The organism is Agrobacterium sp. S7/73 (genome assembly GCF_019355535.1).
In the GTDB taxonomy this organism is placed as follows: domain Bacteria; phylum Pseudomonadota; class Alphaproteobacteria; order Rhizobiales; family Rhizobiaceae; genus Agrobacterium; species Agrobacterium tumefaciens.
Genome location: NZ_CP072138.1, coordinates 816,296 through 837,418, shown reverse-complemented (window position 1 = coordinate 837,418; position 21,123 = coordinate 816,296). Strand labels below are relative to the sequence as shown.

Sequence of the window (21,123 nt, the reverse complement as noted above, 5' to 3'; positions counted from 1 at the left end):
TACGGGCAGTTGGATCTAAAGCCCATAACTTTCCCGCCCCCGCGATTCAAATGCCCTCGTACGACGATGCGCGTCACGGCCATGTCCGCTTCGGCCCGTGGACTGATCCGCTAACCGGTCCGCATGTTCGTCGCGAAGTTCGTTTCGGTCGCCGGCGGTTTTTACGTTTGAAGTTCCAGGATCCGCCACCTGGTAGGCCATACGAGAGGGTAGTCTGAATCCGGTGACAGGATTTTCGGCGTCGTTCGGAAATCTAGGATCATAGGTCTCGGAACGCGCATCAATCCGTGCCGGATTCTCAGCTATCAACTCCGGCACGCCATTGAAATTCGTTTTTGAGGGGCTCGATTGCTGCCGAAAAGCCTCCCGATGGACAGCGGGATTCGCAAGCCGGCCGCTAGGGCCCTCGATAGCCCTCGCGGATGAGGAAGCGCCGTTCAGGCTCAACGACTGAGTGGTGTTGGCAACCTGCCGCCTCCAAGTTGGAAAGGCTTCGGAAAGTGCGTCGATTCGCGCCAGGTCCCCGTCACTCAATTGTGGGAAATCGTCGGACTTCGCTTCTGACGAGCCCGATTCCTTACGAGAAGCCTCATGGTGGACCGAAGGGTTCGCAAGCAGGCCCTCGTGGCCTGCAGCGAGATCCTCACGTGAGAAGGCATCGCCCAAGCTGACCGCGTGAATAGTGCGCGCAACATCCCGCCTCGAAGGCGAACGGGCTTCGGAGAGTGCATCGATCCGCGCCAGGTCCTCGTCGGTCAATTCGGGGAAATGGTCGGACGTCGTTTCTGACAAGCCCGGTTCCTTACTAGAAGCCTCATGGTGGACCGAAGGGTTCGCAAGCAGGCCCTCGTGGCCTGCAGCGAGATCATCGCGTGAGAACGCATCGTCCAAGCTGACCGGATGGATAGTTTGCGCAACATCCCGCCTCGAAGGCCAACGGGCTTCGGAGAGTTCATCGATCCGCGCCAAGTCTTCGTCGGTCAATTCGGGAAAGACATCGAAGCGTTTGTCAGGTGAGCCAAGCGATCGAGCTGAATTTTCATGGATCAATCTCGAAGCAGTTTGTCCGCCGATTTCGGTCGCGCTGAATGAGTAGTCAGTGCTCGCGACGACTTGAGTACTTTCGATGCCAGGGAACCCTGCCTCATTGCTTAAATCCGCAACAGCTATGTCAGCAGAAATAACCTGAGTGTGGATGGGCGAACTGCTGTCGGCAAGCGAATCGAGGCCGTCCAGCTCTGGGCTAGAAATGCCCTGTTGCGTCGATGGCAGGCTATTGGTCTCGCTATCCCCACTGTCTACCATCCAATATGGCCCGCCGTCGGATGTTTTTTCAGGCTGCTGGCTCTCGCCAGGAAGGATCACATCATGAGTTGAACCCTTGTCCAACGTCATGATTTCATGCGGAGATTGCGTACCGCTCTCTCCAGTCTTTTCTATATTATTGAGACCCGTTGCAGGGGGGTGAACCCCTTGTGATGCAGGCGTCGCGCTCGAACCATCTTTCATAGCCAGGGACGCGGCAATAGTACCCACCTGCATTTCCGAGCCGGTCTTCCGCTTCGCCATTGATTCATCGTCGTTTCCGGATTGCTCCTGCTCGTGCAATCGCTTTGTTCCCCCCGTGTTAAAACGTGACGACGCCGCCGCTTCATGGTTCGTTCCAGCAATAGACTCCCTTTCAAGGTTCAGGATGTATTGCATGGCCGTGCGAAAATAATCTTTTGGCGTTGAAAAAATCGCTGATCGGACTGCCGGAGCTTCACCTGACCCCGCCGGGACTATCTCTGTGATATTCGGCGCAGGGACCGCATGCTGCCGACTGCCGGAGGACATACTTGGATCGACGCTGGCTCCACCAAGATTTAACCGTCGTAAGGAGCCGGTTGTTACCGCGGGTTCTCTTCGGCCGCGTTGGACAGCGGTCGATATGGGTGTAACCGGGATCGGTACCCTTCTGGCTCTTCCGTCGCTGGTGAAATCCTGACGGGATTCCTCGTCTGCCATGATCGATCCCTTTCTACCTTCTATTTCCCTCATTGCCTTGGCTGCGCCCGCCGCTTGAACGCTTGTGGATGCTGAGCTCGGTGTCGTTCTCACGAGGACGCTTAGAACTTGGCTTTCCCTGAGGCGGGCGTTCGGCTGCCGGAGGTATTCCGTCCGTAGCGATGGTGATTTGGCCCGGCTCATGCGACGGATTTGGGTAGGGGGGCTGGATAGGCGATGTACTAGGATTCTCCGGGACAATCGGTTCGTTAGGGATTGAAGTCCCCTCCCGAATCTCACCTACTCTGGCCAGTTTTGCGCCACTGTGCTCTTCCTGATCATCGTGAGGCCGTTTTCGATGAGGCGGTTGCCGAACGTCATCTCTGCTTGTCGTGTGCGTGTCAGGTAAGGCTACATCGCTAAAGGCTTCAGAACGGGAAGCGTTTCCCAACAGTCCACGAGCCGGCGGCACACCATGGTCGTTCGATCCGATTGGTGCTTGGGAATGAACTTCAGAGGCCGGCTGCAGAGGTTCGTTTCGTTTTGAACCTTCCGTCACGTTTCGGGATGGCTCACCGAGAGAAGAACCGGAAGATCGATCCAGTTCTTGCTGGTTTCCTCCGGATGACAATTGTTCGAGATCAGAATCCTCGAAACGAATTTGATTGGCCTGCTCCCGCTCGAGGCGCCGATACTGCGCGTAAGTGATGGGTCGCTCGGTGATGCCACGTTCTGCTCGCCTGGTTGCATCGAGCATGATGCCATGACGAAGCGAGATGTCGGCCATTTTAATGCGCATGGCGTCATAGTTCAGCTGGGGGTGGCGCCGAGATATTTTCAGCCAGCCGTGTCCCAGAAGTTCGCGACGATTCACGACAACATGCAGATGTGGGTGATCGCGATCAATGTGAAAGGCTGTCAGATAATTGTAAAGCCCTCCACCAGCGCCCGACCCAAGCATCTCGGCTGCCCATTCCCGGCTCGCGGCATACGCGGCTGCGTGACTTGTACCCGCAGGAAAGCTTACAATGATGTGTGTGGTCAACTCTTGTTGCCTTTCTTCGTCCGGCCGACTTTCGTCATAGGTTCCAGTCTCTTGAACCCAACTCTTGGCAAGCGCACGGATCTCATCCGGTGGCACAAAAACATCGAGATGCCGGGCCGAGCGCTGTAGCTCCAATTTGCCTTTACGGGATAGATACTCCAACTGATTGATAATCTGTTGAAGGCTCTTGGTCCCACCTCCCGGCACAATGCGGATGATAACTTGAGCTCGCTCCGGCATCCAACAGCTTCCCCGCCAAGTGTTAATTAGTACTGAGAGGCCTCCCTCAACATGGCGCAACCGTCAATCCGTCGGCGTGATACAGACAAGATGGAACGAAGCAAGGCGTCGAGGTCAGCAAAGGACTTACCGAAAGCGTTCCGTTCAGCTTGCAGAGCGTCTAAATCCGGTATGGGATTTTCAGCGTAGGCGCATAGCAGCGCGGCAACGTTGCTTGAGAGTGCTCCTATGGAATAAAGTATGGCTTCCATCTTCTGACGAGTCTCTGCATCGATTTCGAGAAAGCCGCCAATACGGCGAACCGCAACTCTTATGGCCATGCTGTCGGAGAGCCCTAGCAGACGGGCTTGTCGGGAAAAGCTCTCATATTCGGCTGATCGCAATCGAGTGCTCACGACCTTGAAACCCTCAACCTTGGGGCTTTCGCGCCGGTCGATGTCACTCGAAGTGGGTTGCGCGCTTTGCGACATGGCTTGCTCCATAGAAGTGAAATCTTCAAGTCGAGAGCAATGGAATCTAACCTTTCACAAAATAAATTCAATAATATACTGGGCATATTCCGTTATATATAGTTGCAATTGCAACGCCGTTACAATGAAAATGAAATATGGTCATGATATTTCTTATTATATACACATCCACACATACAAACAAAAATACAGAAGAAGTCCCGTTCACAACGTCGGTAGGATAAACTCATGAAACTTTTGACATTTTGCTCATTTAAAGGAGGAGCTGGCAAAACCACGGCGCTCATGGGCCTTTGTACTGCTTTTGCCAGAGACGGCAAAAGAGTGGCTCTCTTCGATGCCGACGAGAACCGGCCGTTAACCCGATGGAAAGAAAACGCCATGCGTATCGACACCTGGGATACGTCGTGCGAAGTGTACGCTGCACAAGAAATGTCACTGCTTGAAGCGGCTTATGAGGACGCCGAGCTTCACGAATTCGACTATGCGTTGGCCGATACGCATGGCGGTTCGAGCGAACTCAACAACACAATCATCGCCAGCTCAAACCTGCTTGTAATCCCCACAATGTTAACCCCACTCGACATCGATGAGGCACTGTCAACATACCGTTATGTCGTCGAGCTGCTGCTGAGCGAGAACCTGGTAATTCCGACAGCCGTGTTGCGCCAACGAGTCCCGGTTGGGCGATTGACGACATCGCAACGCGCGATGTCAGACATGTTGGCGAGCCTGCCCGTCGTGCAATCTCCAATGCACGAGAGAGACGCATTCGCCGCAATGAAGGAACGCGGCATGTTACATCTCACATTACTGAACACGACAAATAATCCAACGATGCGTCTTCTTGAGCGGAATCTCAAAGTTGCGATGGAGGAGCTCATGACAATTTCAGAATTGATTGGCGAAACCTTGGGGAATTGAAGATGGGCATCCGCAAACCTGCCTTATCTGTCGTTGAAGCAAAACGGCTTGCTGCCGCGCGACCAGAGATCGTTCACCCAATCTCAACTCGTTCCTCGCGAGACCCGGCGCCTAATCCTGAAATAGGCGGACGGGAAGATCGATCACCTCCTTCTGTCGCCGCCAAGCGTCGTGACAGCTTCGATCGGCAATCAATGCTAACGGTAGACGCATTGAGTTCGGCTGCGCCGCCAGAGAAAATCCAGGTCTTTCTCTCGGCGCGACCGCCCGCTCCTGAGGTATCAAAGATGTATGATACCTTGGTTCTGCAGTACAGCGATTCCAAGTCGCTGCAGATGATCCTGCGGCGTGCGCTAGCCGATTTCGAAGCGATGTTAGCGGACGGATCATTTAGCACGGCTCCGAAAACCTATCCGATCTCACAAGTAGTCGGAAAACCTGTCATTGTTCAGACCTCTCGCATGTTCCCGGTACCGCTGCTAGAAGTCGCGCGCAATCATTTTGATCCATTGCGGTTAGAGAGTGCCCGCGCTTTTGGTCACAAACTGGCTACGGCCGCGCTCGCATCGTTCTTTGCCGGAGAGAAGATGACTAAAGGCCGCTAATGTGACCATTCCGATCACTCAACGGCGGTGACGTCTTCGGATGATCGGGAATGAGGCACCCCGTGCCCAGCTACATAACAGCCGGCTTACGTTGGATCAAAATGAAAAATCATGAATCACTGCATCAGGCCGCCATCATGCCTCCAAAGGAAATATTGACATCAGCATCGAAGAAATAGCCGGCGCCCCTGGCCGTTTTGATCAAGTGAGGGTTCGCAGCATCCTCCTCAAGCTTTCGGCGAAGCCTCAAAATGAGAACGTCGATGCTTCTGTCATATACTTCCTCCTCGCGAACTCGGCTCGCAATCAGGAGCTGCTCTCGGGATAGCACGTCGCGAGGCTTTTCGAGGAAAGCAACGAGAAGATTGAACTCCCCGGCGGTAAGTTTCACATCGCCACCTTGTGTAGATGTTAGACGGCGTTGTCTGAGACTCAGTGTCCAGCCAGCGAAACAAAACGTGCGCCGGTCTTTGGTTCGCATGACATTCGGTCGCTCGCGCAATGCCACACGTATGCGTGCTAGGAACTCGCGCGTTCCGAAAGGTTTTGCTATAAAGTCTGATGCTCCTAGCTCGAGCGCGACAACTTTATCCGCCTCGTCAAGGCGATCACCGCTGATGATTATAATTGGAACATCAGATTTTGTAGCCAGACTGCGAACGATCTCGAGTCCGTCTTCACGCCCTAAATTGAGATCCACGACAACGACATCGACTGTCTCGGATGCAAGTACGCGGGTGAATTGCTGGCTATCTGATACCGCAGTGACCCGTAATGCGTGAACGGTTAAATATTCTTTGATAAGATGGCGCATCGCGGCATCGTCATCGATTACAAGAATATGTTTCACAAGTTCGCCTCCTTTCAGAATCCTGCAGAACCCATAGATTCGTGCAAGCAGAGGATGTATGTATCGGCCTCTCTACTCGGCGCCTTCTCTCACTATGCGGGTAGTTCGGCAAAATTTCGGCCAAGCCGTACACGACAAAAATCCTAACGGAAGATTTCACTTTGATGACAGGAGTGGCTGCCGCTTGCTACAAGCTGCATAAGCCGCTACGAGCAAACTGTCGTTGATTTCTAGTGCTGGTTTAAAAGATCCCCTATCGTCTCGCCGCGTCGGCGGGCGTCGGCGGCGACCCATACCTCACCCACTTCGTAAATATCGCCGTGTGCACGGAAGGGAACAATGACGTCTATTGCCGTTGCCAACATGTCAATCAGTGTGCGGTCTTCCAAGCTCGCCCCCTGGGCACTGCTCTTCACAAGTGAAAACAGCTTTTTGAAGCCTTGGACAGGATTCGCCCCATGAATTGTTGAAATCGATCCAGGATGGCCTGAGACGACTTCACTCAGGTAGGCCCACGCGGCATCGTCGCGCATCTCACCGAGTAATATTCTGTCAGGCCGCATCCGAAGGCTTGCCTGGAGCAATTGTTCCGCAGTCACGGCACCTAGACCGACCCCACTCTTGGAGTAGAGTAGTCTGACATGATTCTCATGTGGAATGACGAGTTCAAGCGTATCTTCAATGGTTATCAGCCTTTCCTCCCGCGGAATAGCGCTGATCAAGGTCTTGCTCATCGTGGTTTTGCCGCTCCCGGTTGGACCGCAAAGCAACATCGTCCGCTTTCCGATAACACATGCACGTAAAAATGATTCCAGATCGCCGTTGTCGTATTCGCGCAGAATCGCTTCATCGCGTTGATCTCGTCGCTGCTTCCGGATTTGCCACTGATTCCACCGACGAGCATCGTACCGAGCCGAGACTTCTCCCAGTTCCGACACCCGATTGCTTGGCCGTCGAATTGTCAAGCTCACGGTGCCAGAGGGTACCGTTGGCGGCAAACAGATTTGCATCCTTTCACCACCCGGGAGTTCCGTGGCGCAAAGAGGGTTGCGGGGACCGACATCTTGTTTTCGCAGTGCCCCTGCGAGAATAGCGATGTCTTCGAGGTCATCATATGAGAATGGTAGGGAGAACTTCGTGAAGACGCCGCTTTGTCGTACGAAAGCTTCTCCCGGTCCATTTATAGCAACTTCTTCAGTCCTCGGGTCATCGAGCCATTTCAAGACCGGGTTCAAAAGGAAGCGCAATTGCGGATTTACTTCCATTGGATCATCTCCAAGCCTTGGCTGTCTGAGCATTAGTGCGGAGACCGACGTTTCGCCGATCCACCGGTCATACGAAGCTGGTAGATGCTTGAGAAATCCAAGTCCCGCGCGACGAAAATGGAGACCGTATCGCCCTGATTTTTCTTCAAGGTGGGGGGAATGTTTATAGTCGCCCTCAAGGCGGTATCGGCCGCTTGTTCACCATTGTTTTGGAAACTGTTGAAGCTGGTCCCGCCGGCCGAATTCTCGGCGTAGCTACTTGCCGCCTGAACCGCGCCCTGGACGACACTCAGGAGCATGGCCCCGCTAAAGCGTTTCCAGAAATGATCGTCGACCGTACCGGGCAGTCCGGAACGGCCAAGTTCGTCGGCGCCCGGGGAAGAAAGAGAGACGACGGCGTGCGACGGCGTTTCGGCGCGGCTCCAGAGAACGAAAACGCGGGCGTCTCCCTGCTGCAAGCCACGCTGGATCTCGCCGACGACTGTCGTTCCGCGATCCAGAAGCACAACATTTCCAGTTGCTCCGCGTATGTCTTGAGGCAGTACACATTTTACATACCCCGCCAGGTTTGTGTCGATGGCGGTTTGCAGGATACAGGGAATGATCGTTCCTTGGGTCACAGTGAAATCTGGGTGCGGCAAAAGTGTAGCAACACTAGGCTGTAACACTGTCGGTCTCATGCGGACCGAAAGATCGTTTTCAGCGGAATCCCCAGACGCTGCTAGGGAGTTCGCGTTTATATTGCCTTCGCCGCCCTTCCGAGTATCATCGTGCGGGACAGATTTGACACCATTCTGAGCACCTCCGTTGTAGGCAAAGATCGGTGTTTCCTCGGGCCTCAATTCGTTCCGTTCCCGCAGATGTTGATCAGGCGGCAAAACCGTTGCTTCTGCAGTCGGCGAGATCGTTGTGGGTTTGGCGGGAATATCGATCGGGGCCGGCCGAAAGGGCTTCGTGTTGGCATCGACCATTGTGTTTGGTTGAGGCGGCTCGGCCTTTTTCTTTGAGCGCGCACCAAGCCAAATGAGGCTCAGCGACAGTACCAGGACTAAACCCGCAACAAGGAGCTTTTGCGACCCAGAAAGGCGCCGGCCGTGAGGATCGCTGACGAGGGATCCGGGCGCGTCTATACCCTCTCTGGATTTGGCATTGACCTCCTCCATCACCTCGCCTCCTTCAACACGCGCTCCACATCCGGTCTGACCGTGCCAGTGCCCGGCCTACGTCCGACAGCGTCATATACCTTGTTCCAGATGCATAGTACTGTCTGACCGTCGCGCAAACGCCATTGCCTGGAAACGGAAGCGACTTCAACATAATCTCCCTTGACTGAATAGTTGGCAGTAGCTTCCTTCCCATCTGGGTTGATCACGTAGATTGAAGGTACACGCACGTTTCCGGGAAAGCGAAATGTCGTGGAAAACCCGTCGTCGAAAACCTCGAGCGGTAACAGAGAACGATCTCCCTGCGCGACATAACTCCAATTTTTCAAGCCTGTGCCGCCACTTGCTGCGGGATGATCCAACAAGTCCTCGGCTCGACGCTGATAATGTGCTTGCGCTCGCATCCGATCCGCAAGATCTCTTTGCTCCACTTCTTTTCGGCGAGCAGCGGCGATGTCGGCAGGATAAGTAAACTGTACGCTGTAGTAGAGATCAGGCTGCTCTTTATCGAGACGAGACATTGTTCTGGTCGCGAGGCTGAAAACATAGCGCCGCATCCCTGCGTCGCTTGCGGTCAGAACGATCACAGGCTGTGGCTGCAGGACTTTGCTAGCCTTGAAAAACAGATAATTGCCTCGTGGGAGGGCCGCGAGATCTTTGCTGTTGGAAACGGCAACGGCGGTCACTGTTTCATTGTTGCCGAATGTTACGACCAAGGTGGCTCCAACAGCGGTTGAAAGATGCACAACCTGATCGGGATTGTAAGCGAGATAGCGCATTCGTGGATCCAGTTTGCCTGCCGCCGGCGTGTCTTCCGCCTGCGCGCCGCTGGTGACAAAGAGGAGACAGACCAGACCCAGAAAAAGATTCTTTGTCATTGCTGGCTCCGGGTCGTGTTCGAAACGGTATCTTCCGAGGTTTGATAGGAGGTAACCATTAAGCCGCCTGGATTTGTAAGCCTCGATCGGGCAGGCAGGTTAGTGATCTTCTCGTAGTGTACCGTGGCGGTCCAGGTCGTAGCTACCGGAGCCTGCCCTTCCATGATAAGAGTGCGCTTGTAGCGGATTTGCTGGACGCCAGGCATAACTTCATTTGATCCGATATGTTCAGCCTCCAGCTTTCCGCGCTTGCCTATGATGGTTTGAGGGGAGCTCGGGTTGGGGTAATTGAAGAATTGCTGATAATCTTGACGCACCGTTGGAGCACTAAAGCTTGAGACGAGATCATAGGCATATTGGGCTGTATCCGCCGTGTAGCTTTCGCGTAGACGGACATATTCCCACAGGGACGCATTCACCACCGCCTGCTCCTGCGTTGCCGGCAATCGCGAAACGGACACTTCACTGTCAACTGTACCATCGGGTCGTACCCACAAATATACTGGCACAAGTTTATTCAAAGGCACCATAACGGCGATAGCGAAAGCCTGCGCCACGTTTCCTGCAACTGCAATAACTGCCAACGCGGCCAAGGCTCGCGAAATTCGCCGAGCCGACCTAGCACGTGCAGACTGAAATGCCTCCACTTGCTTATAGTGGTCAGCTAACGTTTCCCGCTCAACTAATAGGGCGTATTCAGAGCCTTTCATGAGCGTCTCCTGCGTTGGAAAGCTGAAGGTCCGACTGAGCGGGCTGCCATCGCCCGACGTTCAGCGGAAAAATCGGCCCCTTACAAGTCGCCAGCCGATCGTTTGTTTGACAAGAAGCCAAGCCGAAAATCACAAACAACAGAAAATACTTCAAGGAAATCCTCCATTTTTGGAGCTGAAACTAACGGCGGGTTGTCTGGGCAAAATGGCGATTTAGGCTACCGGCCGTCTGCACCGCACCGCTCCAGTAGCTACCCCCGATATTCCCAGCGATAGCTGGAAGGGCGACGATCAAGGCGTCACCGGTCAGGAAGAACATATCGAGTTCATAGAGTCCGATTATCTTGGCTGCTGTTGTGCCAGCAGACGTGACAACACCGAGCATGAGCGCGAGCGCCGTCGCTTCCGTCAGGACCACGATCGTTGCCACTATGTTTAATAGAAGCAGAAGTATCCCATAAGTGAGAAGTTGGCCGATCCATTTCGCAGCCATGTCTCTGGTGCGATCGAAGAGATAACCAACAAGGATTAATGGACCGATCGCCAGCAGCACCTTGGTCAGAATTCCAACGGCGTCGTAGATTCCAAACGCAGTCCAAAGCGTTCCATAGAAAATCCATTGTGCTCCCTGAAAAGCAAGGATGTCTTGATCGTTCATCGGTCCAATCTCAGAAGCAATCTTCTGAAAGGCTACTTGAGTGAGTGAAAACATCGTGTCGAGCTGAGCAGGAATCGACTGCAAGGGAAGGCCACTGATACCCAACTGTTGAATGAAGTTCGGTATCGTCTCCTCAAATACCGCGGCAACATAATCGTGATATTCCGCTTGCTCAACGACAAGAGCAACAACGACCGACACCATGATTACCCGGGTGATTCCGCCGCGTGCGTCCATCTCTCCACGCATTACGAGGATACCCTGGACAATGATCCAGAGCGTCACGCAGGCCACGAGAGGTGCGCTGACTGCCCGTTGAATGTTTCCGAGCAACATGTCCAGCCCGGCAGTAAAAGCAAGGTCGAAGATCGTATGTATCGCCGTAAAAGGCGCAGGAATGCTAAATTTCATTGCCCTTACCTGGATTTGCCTTGGTGTATTTCGGAAACGATGGGCCTCAGACTTCGACAGAAGATCGGAAATCAATGCAAGGAAGCAGCCCCAAACATCAGCGCGGTTGCCTGGTGTTCCTTTCTTTGAGCCGCCGCCTCCTCCGCCCCATGCAGTCCCGCCTGTGCGGTGGCCATCGTCAACAGGCTGGTCGCCTGAATGTCTTGAATAATTGCGTCATGTATCTGTTTGAGAAGCAGTCCGTTCGTGACGGTGGCCTGCATAATATTGCGCGAGCGGGAGAGCTGGGCGACTGTCTCTGAATTTGCCGCAAGCCGCTTGTCCATTGCATCCAAATTATCCGCTGCGACACCCGCAGTATTTGCGGCTCCTGCAATCTGCTGGCGCAGGAGATTTCCTTCAGCGTCGTCGCCCATGACTGTTCGGTCGGCATCCAAGGTAATCGCACGCGCCGTGGTCGAAGCAGGCGTCTGGGGCGAAAACATTTCCCTGTTGAGTTGGCCGCTGGAAGGATATTGGTTCTTCTGGTCCAGCGCGGATAACATGCCGGTAACGCCAAAAGGCGATGTCAACATTGTCACCATCGTGATCAACTGTTCGAGGTTCGCCGCAGTATTGATCGCCGTCGTCAGCGTTTCGGCCTCCGTCGCAGGGTCGGTGACAACAAACTGTGCCCTAGCAGTCCCCGACAGAAGCAGACAGATGAAAAGTGCGTTTATCGCAAGCCTCGGGATTTTCATGACTTCGACCTCCAGATCAATCTTGTGCTTCGTGATAGCGTGTCATGAATTTATCCAGCCAGGCGGCGGGATCTTCTCCATAGATCTCGCGCAACTGCTGGGCAAAACGCACTGTGTTGGCGCGCCCGGATAGTACGGCTACGTATTCTTGCATGTCGCGAAGATCGAATTCGCAGATGACACTTCCGCTCTCGCGCTTAAGAAGAAACTTGCGGCTACCGATCGCCATATCCTCGCGAATAGCTTGAAACTCGCGTTCTGTGCACTTCAAACCGTCCATATAAGCGGACCGATCTGCGGTAGGCGACGGGTAGAAAATTTTGGTCATACATTGTGCAACGAGGCTAGCGCCTACCGGGGAATCAAGTACGTGCTCCGGTTGCTGTGTGGCCAGAATTAACATTCCATTGTTCTTCCGGACAGTCAGCAAAAACTTGTCGACGACTGCCGCGAATTTCGGATTGAGCAGGTAGGCACGAAACTCATCGCAACTCATGACGAAGCGTCGACCGTCTACCATTTCTCCTATTCTGTGCAGAAGATATGCTGCGGCCGGTGCACACACCTCCTCATATTCGAGGAGATGTGTCATATCGAAGCCCGTAATCGAGGGATCTAACTTAACCTCATCAGATTCGCCGTCAAACGCCCAGCCAAGAGCATTCCCCCGGCACCACCGCTGCAGCCTGGCTCCAGCACCTTCAGAGGGCCCGTGCAATAAGAATTCTCTTAAGCCCGCAAGGGACCTCATGTTAGGTTCAAACGACAATTGCCGTTGGATACCACGCTCCAACCGGCGATTTTCCTCCGGCGAGATTCCGCCCCTACCGTCGCTTTCAATCAGCGCCACGATCCACTCGCGGAGAAAGTCCCGTGCCCCTGCCGTGTTCTCCAGGCCTCGTAAAGGTGCAAGGCCGCTTGGCGCGCCTCTTCGCAGCGTGAGGTAAGTCCCTCCGGTGGCGCGCACAAGCAATTCACCGCCGCGATCCTTGTCGAAAAAGACGATCATCCCGCTGCGACTGGCGATGCTCTGTTCGAGCATGGCCAAAATGAAAGTCATAAGCGTCGTCTTTCCTCTACCGATCGGCCCGAATATTGCGGTCATTCCAACGTCGTTTTCATGCGGGATATAGTCGAAAGGAGTACCGCCGTTGGTGCGGAAACGAGCAACCGCCCTTCCCCAATGGCCCGATTTCATTCCGACAGGGAAGTTTTCGAAACAAACCAGTCCGGCAAAGTTGCGTGAAGTGATAGCTCCGGCACGGGTACGCCATCTATGGTTTCCTGGTAGCTGAGACCAGTATGCAGCCTCCATTCCGATGCTTTCCTGGACGATAACAGCCCCCGCATCCGCCAGATTCGTTCGGGCTCTCGCGCCGTAGTCGGCAAGGGTATCGAGATCGTCGGCATAGACGCAAAGGCTGAGATGATGGGAACCCATAACGAATTCGCTACTGGCCAATGAATCTTCCGCTTGAGCGAGCTCACCGATCTGGGTGACTGCCTTGTCACCAGAGCTGGTCATCTGGTTAGATTTGAGGCTGAGTTTGGCGTGAGCCTGAGGACGGGTCAGGAAAGAGAAACTCTGGCTCAAAACAAGCGGAAAACTTGATGACAGGAGTGTGTTAAGCATTCCAGGCCGCGTCTTTGCCGGGTATTCCCGGAATGAAAAGATAGATCCAACGTAACAATCTTTTGGCGCTCTTATCTCCAAGGCGCGCTTGCCGCAGATGACCCGGTCCGTATACACGGAGGCGCCGAGGGAGCCGCTAACAACCGGAACTGGTAAAAATCGGCAAGTCATTATTAGCCGGAGGGCCTCACCAATTTCTGTGAAAAGCACCTCATTTTTTTCTCGGATGCCAAGGCGACGAAGCCCATATTCCTCAAGAGCGTCAGCGACAACATTCCAAATATCCTCCAGATGCCGGATCTGATGTGTAAGATCGCTTCGGTTCTTGCTGTAGCGCCTGCTAAATCTGCTTCTCACTTTGCCGAGCGCGGTGCGAGGAGAGACAATGAGTGTGAGGAAGTGGTCGTTTTGAAACAGCTTACCAGAGAGAACACGCTGCTCGAACGTTTCGCTCAGGTTTGACGCAAAGTCGCTGCGAAAATGGCGTGCCGGCGGCGCTGGCACATCGTTGTGGCGGACAAGATGGGCATACACTGAGACGTTGTCATCGGCGATATTGCGAAAGAGCGTGTTAAAGGCGCGGCAGCGCGCATTTCGGACCTCTACTTCCTCCAGTTCGAAGGGAAGGCCACTGATATGCGCCATGGTCAAAATGGAACCGTCCTCCAGAAGAACGACATGGTCCCTAAGGTGCCCAACGTAAGGCAGATAGATTTCCCCGGATCTCTCGATCCGTCCGCTTGCTCCGAACATTACGTCATTCCTCTTCCTCGCGGCGCAACTCTGGTCGGGTTGGGACTGACACTTGCCCCGCCCCATGTATGGCCATCAACGCTCCGCCCCGCTGTCCGGAGAAACAGCAAGACCACGCTTGCCGCGTTATAATCGCGCTCCACGACGAGCCGCGCTCCAAGCCACAGCGGCAGGAGAACAATTTCATAAAGGGGGTTCTGCACAATCACGATGAGGAACCCAGCCAACATCATGAAAAGTCCGGCCAGCGTCAGCGGTACCCCAAAGAACAATGCAGGCCTCGTTGCCGCCAAATAGAGTGTGGCCTCTTCAAGATCCTCGGTCATCCCCCACCCCCGGTAAGCGTTTGGCCGAGAAAGCTGGCTCCAAACATAATAACGATTCCGCCAACGACACCTGCTACAAGACCGAGTGAAGCCCGGCCGAACATCCACGACACGCCGATGGCCACGATGCCAAGAACAGCGAGCGATTGACCAAACGGACCAAGAATGAACGTGCAAATATTATTGACCATGGTGGCAGGGTCAGTGCCTCCGGCGGCCTGCGCTGCAGCTGGCCGGTAGAGAACCAAGCTCGCTCCGATCGCGCCACTTACGCTCGGTGCGAGCGCAACCGCGACGCGCGAAGCCTTCTCCATCAGGCCACGGAAGTTCGATTGCTCGCGGTGTTTGTCAAAGCGCGCCATATGGTGCATCTCCATTATTCGTTTCGGAAAACTTGATCTTTTTCGGGGGATTCGCCCTTATTTGGCTTTCGAGCCTCAGGCGAAGCAGACGAATCGTCTGCTTCGCCTGCCGAGTGGGAGTGGTCGTGCGCGCCCCAGACGTCCCACGGTTCGTCTTGGCTCTGCTCGCTATGGGTCTGATTTTTCCCGGACTGAGTTAGCGGAGGTACAAGTTGCTGAGCCGCCACTTCGACCTGCCGCACATAACCATTAGCGAAGCCGCGCGCCGGGTTTCCGGTATTGTAAGCCGAGATCGCCTGCCTTAGGGCAAGTTGTTCTGTTTCTTTCGTGTTGCCGCCATGATAGCGTCCTACAAGCAAATGCGCGGCCGCTGAGAGGGACGCGCAAGGCTCGATTGCATTGCCGGGATCCAAGCCCAAGTGCGCGAAATTCTTCGAGTTCACTTGCATTATGCCGACATCGACTGAATGCCCTGCTGCGAGGCGATGTTGTAGATTGTGCGTGGCATCCGCCGGATTCTTCCAATGCAGAGTTTCGCCTGTGGTATTGTCATGCAGCACAAGCGGATCAAACCGACTTTCGACTTTCGCAATCGCACCAAGCGTGGATGGAGCGACTGAAGGAGCGCATTCGCGAGCGAGTTGGCTAAATTCATCGAACGAGAGTGACGCAGCTTTGCTTGGCTGAACCATCAGAAAAATAATTACGAACGATCCTGCCGTCTTCAGCATTACTTATTCCCCTCGGTATAACAATTGGCCCGGTTCAGCCACGAGATGACTCGGTCGCTAACGGGGTGATTTTGGAAGGGGTCTGTTACTTTCTGATTTTATTACCTTCACGCATGATTTCATTTGAAGCAATGAAGCAAATATGCGCTTCTACTGTGGTTGCCGCCCCAGAAGAGAATTGCCGCACCTCAGTAGTGGGCACTGCCACAAGCATTTAGAACAACAACGGCTGCTGGCTGACGCTTCATGGATGGAAAACTGACCGCGCGACAATTTCTCCCGATGCTCATGAAGCACGATGATATTCTTTGCCAGACCCCGATCATTTTATCGTTCATTTGCCGCTCTCTCCGTTTCGTGGCCTCAACACCACCTTTTTTGGCACATTGCGATGCCGTTTGGGGAGGGCGGCAACCATCCCATCTACTTCGGCAGATTGGGGTACAGGCTTTCAGCATTTTGCAGCCATTTCCTAGGCTGTGGAAAAACACCGTTAGCCACAATGAATAACTTTTCAGACGCCGAAACTCTTGGGCGAACGACGCGGAGCTCAGATCGCCAAAAAAGTAGATGGCGATGCATCTGATGCGAACTGCCCTGCCGGAGACAGTGAAGGCGTATGCCACCAGATAGTGGACGCCTAAACCAAGAAGCGTTGGCGCCAAACGTCGCTTACGTCTCTGCTGCCTAATGCTGCAAATTTACCCTCAAACCGTCACGGGCAGAATCACCATATCTTCGCTGCGCAAAGCGCGGTCCCGTGAAACCGCTGCGAAATTTCTTGGGATAACTGCAATGCTGAACAGCCTCGAACCTTGTCGACAGTGACGCAGTCATGGTCACCACCACTTGCCTGCTACAGATTCTGAGGGTGAACTTTTCGAGGGAGCACTGGAGGGGAAATGCGTTCCGGTATGAACAACGCTGAAACAACTTCGTCGTAGGGTATATCCTGCATATCTGATTGGCTTTTGGCCGCCAAGGCCGCCGCCGCCGCGGCCGACTGACCAAGCTGCATCAGTGACATCTCCATCCGCGTTGCGCCGAAAGCTTCGTGTGTTGCACTGATAGCAAATATCGACAGCAAATTTGTGCACTCAGCACGGCGCGGTAGGATTGCACCATATGGTATCGGGAACATTTTTTCCGTTCCCCCCGCCGCGGCTTCGAAATTTCCCTCATTCCATACAGAAACCGTGGACATTCCTATTAGATTTGAACTGGTGCGCAGAATGCGCTGGGTATGGTGACTGTCTCGGTTATATGAACCGCATCCGATAGTACGGGAATCCACAGGATCCATGTCGCCATTGGCGGCGACTTCGCGCCCGCTCATTTGGTAATCCGATACCATGCGACGGGCCTCCCTCACATAAAGCTGGTAGGGCCAGTGTCGCTCGTCATTCTCATGCGGATCTTGATAATGAGCTTCATCCAAACCGTATTGCCTGAAAGCATCCCGTAGATCAGCAGGCATACGGGGGTCCGGATGATGCTGTAGAGCGTAAAAAAGTCCGCGGATCCATGTCTCATGTGCTTTCCACAACAGCTCACGTTCCGAATAATTCGCCTGTGAATAGCTCCAAGACGCTCCGATTAAATCCGTCGAGACGGGCCCGAAATTGTTTATGTCAAAAATTCCATCACCTAAATCGTTATGGAGCAGAAAGAGTTTGACCGCCTCCGCGGGATTCTCTAGCAGACCACGGCTTTTCAGCACTTCGATCCAGCGATAAAGGAGTTCGTAGCGAGCAGGAGTGAAGCTTTTGGGCGCCGTTGTAGGAAAATCCACGCGGCGAGATTGGTCCCTCGTCATAGTCATACGAAAGTTATAGGCTTGCACCGCTCGATCGGCCGCCCCTACTTCAGGTTGAGGATAGGTACGAATACCGGGCAAAAGACCGCTTCCAGGTATGCCGGCTTTGACATAAGGATCAACGCAAATCGGCCCGAGAACTTTCTCAAGGTGACGCCGGCTAAAAAAATTATGATCAGCCCCTTGATCTGTTTGTTCAGTGCCCCGGAAACCGTTCAGCACATTATCACCATCACGAGCTTCCCTGCCGACCACGGAACTTATACCCGCCGCCGCAATAAGATCGCCCTCATAGCTAGCATCGATAAAAACTCGCGCCGCGAAAACTTGGCCATCAACTGTTTCAAACGCCTCTAGTCGTGAGCCAGACCTCCTCACCCGGTGGATTCCGCGGGTACGCACTACTGGAATGTCGTAGGTCTTTAATAAGGAGTTAAAAACAGTCTCAGCAAAGCGCGGCTCGAATTGGAACTGATCATTTGGGCGCCTCCCCTGGGCGTTTATCAGGCTGATGATATAACGCGGCAGGCCTCCATATGCCCGGCCTGAATCGAGATCGGTGCCGCCTAATCCACCTGACATCATGCCGCCGACATGCTTTTCCCGCCACCCACCTACGATCATGGGAAAAAGACCCATGGTACGAGCTTGGATCGCCGCGGTGACTGCACCGCTGGTCATACCATAGATGACCATATCGGCTTGCGTTTCCAAACCTAGCGCAAGCCGGGGGGTAACAAGTAATGCAGCTGCTGCAATAAATTTACGTCGAGTTAGATGTGAGGTCATTGCATCTATTTCTCATCGGAGGGGGGGCGGCATAGGACGGTATTTTGGGAATATTCTCTTGCTCGACAAAGCTCGTCGGCCGCGCCGTTGCTAGTTGAGCCATTCATTCGTTCGGTTCTGATATTTGCTCGAACTACACAGGCGAGTGTCTTGGCTGAAATTGGCTTTTGCAAAAAATGAGTGAATTCCTCTCGGTCCGCAGAACGGTGAACATTTTTTTTGTTCTCGCCGACAATGATGATTGGCACCTGTTCTAGCGTCGCGACTAAGGAACTTGCGCCTTCTGCACCTAGAAAAGATAATTGATCAATCAGAACAAGATCGGGCTCTTTACCTTCCATTACCCAATCCATCAAACCTTTGACCGTGTTAAAGCCGGCTGGCTCATAGCCGAGCGCCGCGATCTTTTCCTCATACATTCCCAGCGCCACGGAATCGGGTTCAACCACCGCGACAATCTCTCCGCGGCCAAGGGGTATTTTTCCAGGCTCAAAAAAATTCTCTGAATTCACTGGCTGCTTCGAGGAACGCGGCAGGTAGACGTCGAAGCGCGTACCTTTGCCGACGGCTGATACCACGTCGATATAACCTGCCATCGCGCTGACGTGGCCGTGAACCATAGATAATCCCAGACCGGTACCACCACTACGGGCGCGGGTGGTAAAAAAGGGCTCGAAAATACGTGGCAACGCGACCTCGGGTATACCGGCGCCGTAATCCTCGACTGAAAGAAGGATGTAGTCGCCGGGAGGAATGGTGCCGTTTGCGAACATCTTGGGCTTCAGGATTGAAGACTTGCAGACGCTGACCTCCACCCGCCCTGAACCTGAGCAAGCTTCAGCGGAGTTTTTACACAGATTCAGCAGTATCTGCTCAATCTCGAGTGGATTTCCGTCGACAACCGTCTGAGCGGCTTCAAGTTTGAAATCGAGTTCCACGTCTGGGGGCAACGCAACCCGTAACGAGGGCGCTATTTCCGTCACCAACTCCGAAAGGTCGAATGGCTTTGCATCTCGCTCACTCCTTCGACTGAGTGCAAGGATTTGGTTGACAATCAATCGCGCTCGATTGCCTTCAGAAATTATGTGGTCGATGTAACCTCGCACGCGCGTATGGCGGCGGAGCACGTTGTGTGCCATTTCTGCGTAACCGAGAATTGCCCCCAGAATGTTGTTAAATTCATGAGCTATGCCGCCTGCAAGCGTGCCAACAGCTTCGAGCCGTTCCGCATGTTTCAAACGACGTTCCAGAATACTTCGCTGGGATTGCTTGCACCGAATTACCGCATAGTGGCTAACACATCCAGCGGCGAGTTCCATCAGTTGAATTTCACGTGACGTTGGCGGTTGTAGATGTTCTCGATCGTATCCTAAGCCGAAAACAGCGGCTATGCGATCGGACACCTTGAACGCAAGCAGCACCCACAGGCAGGGGGCGTCCTCATGGAAACAACTCATTTTTCGTTCAGGATAGGCTCGCAAAATACCCTCGTGCCCGTCCGCCTCGACCTTGGAAACAATTTCGAAGACCCGCATTTCGTTCCATCTTGGCGGAGGAGCGCTTGCAAAAAAGTTGCGGACAATGTCATTCTCATTGACGTTAACCAGTGCCAGCGCGCATTGGTGAGCTTCAAAGAAGGATTGAATAAGTCCCAGCGCAGCGTTCGTTGCGGTTTCCAACGACGGTTTTGCTTCTGAAGCATCATCGAAGCAGAGCCCAATCCTCTTGATAACTTCCTCGAAGTCCAATCGTCTCGTCAATACTTTGGTCCGTAGATGCAACCTATGGACCAGGAAAATTATACAGAAGCAAAAGAAAACCGAAACTGCGCCGAGGAAGATTCGTACCTTCTGCTCACCCGCATTAGTCAAGCTGTAAGCTTCCAAGTATGCCTTCTGCAGCTTCTTCGTGTTATCGACTGTTTCGGAAGTCTGGATCACCCTAATAGTATCCGTCAATTGCGGCACCAGGGTTACGATATCCCTCCCGCTACGGACAATCGCCTGGATGGTGGCCTTATCCCCATTCGCCGATACCTGAAGCTGGTCGAGACGTTGGTTGATCTGTCGTGCAAGCTCGAAATTTGGCCGAGACGAAAACCGCAGTATCAAGTACCCCAACTCAGAGGCTTTCGGTGGGTTCAAATCCTTTCGATCCCAGGATTCTAAGAGCGAATCTATCGACTGGTTAAAAGTAGCCAATGAATCTTCGAGCATCACATTTTGCGCACCGAACGCCGCGACAGCTGCGTCGGTCGCATTTACTGACTTCTTCACCTGCGCCAGCAGTTGTGAAAATCCACCGGCGCGGTCAAGGCCCGCTCGCTTGAAATGCTGCTGCAAATCTGCGACGCTTGTCCGCACTCGTGCCAGAGGAACGATAAGAGGTTGGTAGTTCCGAAGAAGGCCGGCGTGAGCACGCAATACGTTCCGCTGCAACATCGCACAATCGACGTCGATCGATTGCAACTCTGTCAGGATCGCCTTGTTGCTTTCGTTGTCTTGCCACGGCCCTCTGGCCAGAATCCCGAAAGATAAAGCGGCGACTAGCAATATCAACGTATACCACGATTTGATATCGAGTAGAATCTTTCTGGAAGGCGACGAATGATCCCACAACATGCGGTCACCCTCCTTCTAATACCCAATCCAATTGAACAGAGCGGTTGCAACCAAGGCGCCCGTGTCTCACCCAGTTTCTTATCACCTGCATCCCGGTGCGACTTGTTGCTAGTCAGATTTCGACCGAACAAACCAAGCTAGTCAGCC

Annotated in this window: 19 protein-coding genes; 2 read left to right on the top strand and 17 right to left on the bottom strand. The window is 53.7% G+C overall.

Annotation, left to right across the window (positions count from 1 at the left end; genetic code table 11):
- Positions 1 to 15: 15 nt before the first annotated feature.
- Genes J5276_RS28455 through virD1 form a run of 3 tightly spaced genes read right to left on the bottom strand, consistent with a single transcriptional unit; the run spans position 16 to position 3,741 of the window.
- Positions 16 to 2,007 carry a hypothetical protein gene (locus tag J5276_RS28455; protein ID WP_209160113.1) on the bottom strand — a complete coding sequence of 664 codons (1,992 nt, stop codon included), beginning with the start codon at positions 2,005 to 2,007 and terminating at the stop codon, positions 16 to 18.
- Positions 2,008 to 2,020: 13 nt separating this feature from the next.
- On the bottom strand, positions 2,021 to 3,271 hold the full coding sequence (locus J5276_RS28450; RefSeq protein ID WP_209160112.1) for a relaxase/mobilization nuclease domain-containing protein: 1,251 nt from the start codon (positions 3,269 to 3,271) through the stop codon (positions 2,021 to 2,023).
- A gap of 26 nt (positions 3,272 to 3,297) precedes the next feature.
- A complete protein-coding gene (gene virD1 / locus J5276_RS28445; protein WP_209160111.1) occupies positions 3,298 to 3,741 on the bottom strand; it encodes a T-DNA border endonuclease subunit VirD1 in 444 nt (147 codons plus the stop codon).
- 228 nt (positions 3,742 to 3,969) lie between these two features.
- Here virD1 and J5276_RS28440 point away from each other — a divergent pair, with 228 nt between their 5' ends.
- A complete protein-coding gene (locus J5276_RS28440) occupies positions 3,970 to 4,665 on the top strand; it encodes a conjugal transfer ATPase VirC1 (protein WP_209160110.1) in 696 nt (231 codons plus the stop codon).
- A 2-nt stretch (positions 4,666 to 4,667) separates the two neighbouring features.
- On the top strand, positions 4,668 to 5,270 hold the full coding sequence (locus J5276_RS28435) for a conjugal transfer protein VirC2 (RefSeq protein WP_209160109.1): 603 nt from the start codon (positions 4,668 to 4,670) through the stop codon (positions 5,268 to 5,270).
- A 124-nt stretch (positions 5,271 to 5,394) separates the two neighbouring features.
- Here the strand turns inward: J5276_RS28435 and J5276_RS28430 are convergent, their stop codons facing one another.
- The 14 genes from J5276_RS28430 to J5276_RS28365 all read right to left on the bottom strand — a co-directional run bounded on the left by J5276_RS28430 (position 5,395) and on the right by J5276_RS28365 (position 20,976).
- Entirely contained in the window at positions 5,395 to 6,120 is a 726-nt protein-coding gene (locus J5276_RS28430; protein ID WP_209160108.1) for a response regulator, read from the bottom strand.
- Between the two features lie 230 nt (positions 6,121 to 6,350).
- Positions 6,351 to 7,385: a P-type DNA transfer ATPase VirB11 gene (virB11, locus tag J5276_RS28425; RefSeq protein ID WP_209160107.1), complete on the bottom strand. Its 1,035-nt coding sequence runs from the start codon at positions 7,383 to 7,385 to the stop codon at positions 6,351 to 6,353.
- Positions 7,386 to 7,417: 32 nt separating this feature from the next.
- On the bottom strand, positions 7,418 to 8,548 hold the full coding sequence (gene virB10 / locus J5276_RS28420) for a type IV secretion system protein VirB10 (RefSeq protein WP_209160106.1): 1,131 nt from the start codon (positions 8,546 to 8,548) through the stop codon (positions 7,418 to 7,420).
- A complete protein-coding gene (virB9, locus tag J5276_RS28415) occupies positions 8,548 to 9,426 on the bottom strand; it encodes a P-type conjugative transfer protein VirB9 (RefSeq protein WP_209160105.1) in 879 nt (292 codons plus the stop codon). The genes virB10 and virB9 overlap by 1 nt, the downstream gene beginning before the upstream one ends.
- A complete protein-coding gene (locus J5276_RS28410; protein ID WP_209160104.1) occupies positions 9,423 to 10,136 on the bottom strand; it encodes a type IV secretion system protein VirB8 in 714 nt (237 codons plus the stop codon). Before J5276_RS28410 ends, virB9 begins: the two co-directional genes overlap by 4 nt.
- Positions 10,123 to 10,269 (bottom strand): type IV secretion system lipoprotein VirB7, encoded by a 147-nt coding sequence (locus J5276_RS28405; RefSeq protein ID WP_370647649.1) that lies wholly within the window; start codon positions 10,267 to 10,269, stop codon positions 10,123 to 10,125. Before J5276_RS28405 ends, J5276_RS28410 begins: the two co-directional genes overlap by 14 nt.
- Positions 10,270 to 10,317: 48 nt before the next feature.
- Positions 10,318 to 11,205, bottom strand: coding sequence for a type IV secretion system protein (locus J5276_RS28400; protein ID WP_209160102.1), 888 nt, complete (start codon positions 11,203 to 11,205; stop codon positions 10,318 to 10,320).
- A gap of 71 nt (positions 11,206 to 11,276) precedes the next feature.
- Positions 11,277 to 11,945: a pilin minor subunit VirB5 gene (gene virB5, locus J5276_RS28395; RefSeq protein ID WP_209160101.1), complete on the bottom strand. Its 669-nt coding sequence runs from the start codon at positions 11,943 to 11,945 to the stop codon at positions 11,277 to 11,279.
- A 16-nt stretch (positions 11,946 to 11,961) separates the two neighbouring features.
- Positions 11,962 to 14,331, bottom strand: a complete 2,370-nt coding sequence (locus tag J5276_RS28390) for a VirB4 family type IV secretion/conjugal transfer ATPase (RefSeq protein WP_209160100.1) — start codon at positions 14,329 to 14,331, stop codon at positions 11,962 to 11,964.
- Positions 14,331 to 14,657 (bottom strand): type IV secretion system protein VirB3, encoded by a 327-nt coding sequence (locus J5276_RS28385; protein ID WP_209160099.1) that lies wholly within the window; start codon positions 14,655 to 14,657, stop codon positions 14,331 to 14,333. The genes J5276_RS28390 and J5276_RS28385 overlap by 1 nt, the downstream gene beginning before the upstream one ends.
- Complete coding sequence (virB2, locus tag J5276_RS28380; protein ID WP_209160098.1) at positions 14,654 to 15,019, bottom strand: pilin major subunit VirB2; 366 nt, start codon at positions 15,017 to 15,019, stop codon at positions 14,654 to 14,656. The genes J5276_RS28385 and virB2 overlap by 4 nt, the downstream gene beginning before the upstream one ends.
- Before the next feature lie 14 nt (positions 15,020 to 15,033).
- Entirely contained in the window at positions 15,034 to 15,750 is a 717-nt protein-coding gene (locus J5276_RS28375; protein WP_209160097.1) for a type IV secretion system lytic transglycosylase VirB1, read from the bottom strand.
- A gap of 856 nt (positions 15,751 to 16,606) precedes the next feature.
- Complete coding sequence (locus J5276_RS28370) at positions 16,607 to 18,355, bottom strand: FAD-dependent oxidoreductase (protein ID WP_209160096.1); 1,749 nt, start codon at positions 18,353 to 18,355, stop codon at positions 16,607 to 16,609.
- A 5-nt stretch (positions 18,356 to 18,360) separates the two neighbouring features.
- Complete coding sequence (locus tag J5276_RS28365; RefSeq protein ID WP_209160095.1) at positions 18,361 to 20,976, bottom strand: two-component system VirA-like sensor kinase; 2,616 nt, start codon at positions 20,974 to 20,976, stop codon at positions 18,361 to 18,363.
- Positions 20,977 to 21,123: the final 147 nt, after the last annotated feature.